At 32.6% G+C, this 1,070-nt stretch carries 1 protein-coding gene and 1 pseudogene; both read right to left on the bottom strand.

What is annotated here, in order from left to right; genetic code table 11:
- Window positions 1-407 (bottom strand): IS6 family transposase (locus ACIQWG_RS40825; RefSeq protein ID WP_404106222.1); only part of this gene is annotated, 407 nt, incomplete at its 3' end.
- A gap of 300 nt (window positions 408-707) precedes the next feature.
- Window positions 708-1,070, bottom strand: a pseudogene (locus ACIQWG_RS40820) (IS6-like element IS257 family transposase); the annotation flags it as partial.

Raw genomic sequence — 1,070 nt, 5'->3', positions numbered from 1 at the left:
GGTGCCTGATCTGTAACTACCTTTTGAGGTTTACCAAATTGTTTAATGAGACGTTTGATAAACGCATATGCTGAATGATTATCTCGTTGCTTACGCAACCAAATATCTAATGTATGTCCCTCTGCATCAATAGCACGATATAAATAGCTCCATTTTCCTTTTATTTTGATGTACGTTTCATCAATACGCCATTTGTAATAAGCTTTTTTATGCTTTTTCTTCCAAATTTGATATAAAATTGGGGCATATTCTTGAACCCAACGGTAGACCGTTGAATAATGAACGTTTACACCACGTTCCCTTAATATTTCAGATATATTACGATAACTCAATGCATATCTTAGATAGTAGCCAACGGCTACAGTGATAACATCCTTGTTAAATTGTTTATATCTGAAATAGTTCATACAGAAGACTCCTTTTTGTTAAAATTATATTATAAATTCAACTTTGCAACAGAACCAACATGATGATTCTGTTGCAAAGGCAGAATCATTAAAAAATATGTAATAATAGAACAGTTTTGATAATGTTTACTTATCATTTGTGTGGACTACTCTATGTTTAGTAAATGCTGTTTATTTATTAGTTAAACAAAGACGTGGAAATACTAATAAGCGTATTTGATGTTCTGATAAGAAAATAATCGGTTCTGTTGCAAAGTAAAAAAATATAGCTAACCACTAATTTATCATGTCAGTGTTCGCTTAACTTGCTAGCATGATGCTAATTTCGTGGCATGGGGAAAATACGTAGATCTGAAGAGACCTGCGGTTCTTTTTATATAGAGCGTAAATACATTCAATACCTTTTAAAGTATTCTTTGCCGTATTGATACTTTGATATCTTGTCTTTCTTACTTTAATATGACGGTGATCTTGCTCAATGAGGTTATTCAGATATTTCGATGTACAATGACAGTCAGGTTTAAGTTTAAAAGCTTTAATTACTTTAGCCATTGCTACCTTCGTTGAGGGTGCCTGATCTGTAACTACCTTTTGAGGTTTACCAAATTGTTTAATGAGACGTTTGATAAACGCATATGCTGAATGATTATCTCGTTGCTTACG

It is taken from the genome of Streptomyces sp. NPDC098781 (genome assembly GCF_044759995.1).
Classification (GTDB): domain Bacteria; phylum Actinomycetota; class Actinomycetes; order Streptomycetales; family Streptomycetaceae; genus Streptomyces.
Note: the sequence above shows the minus strand (reverse complement) of the source record. Positions and strands in the feature narration are given on the sequence as shown.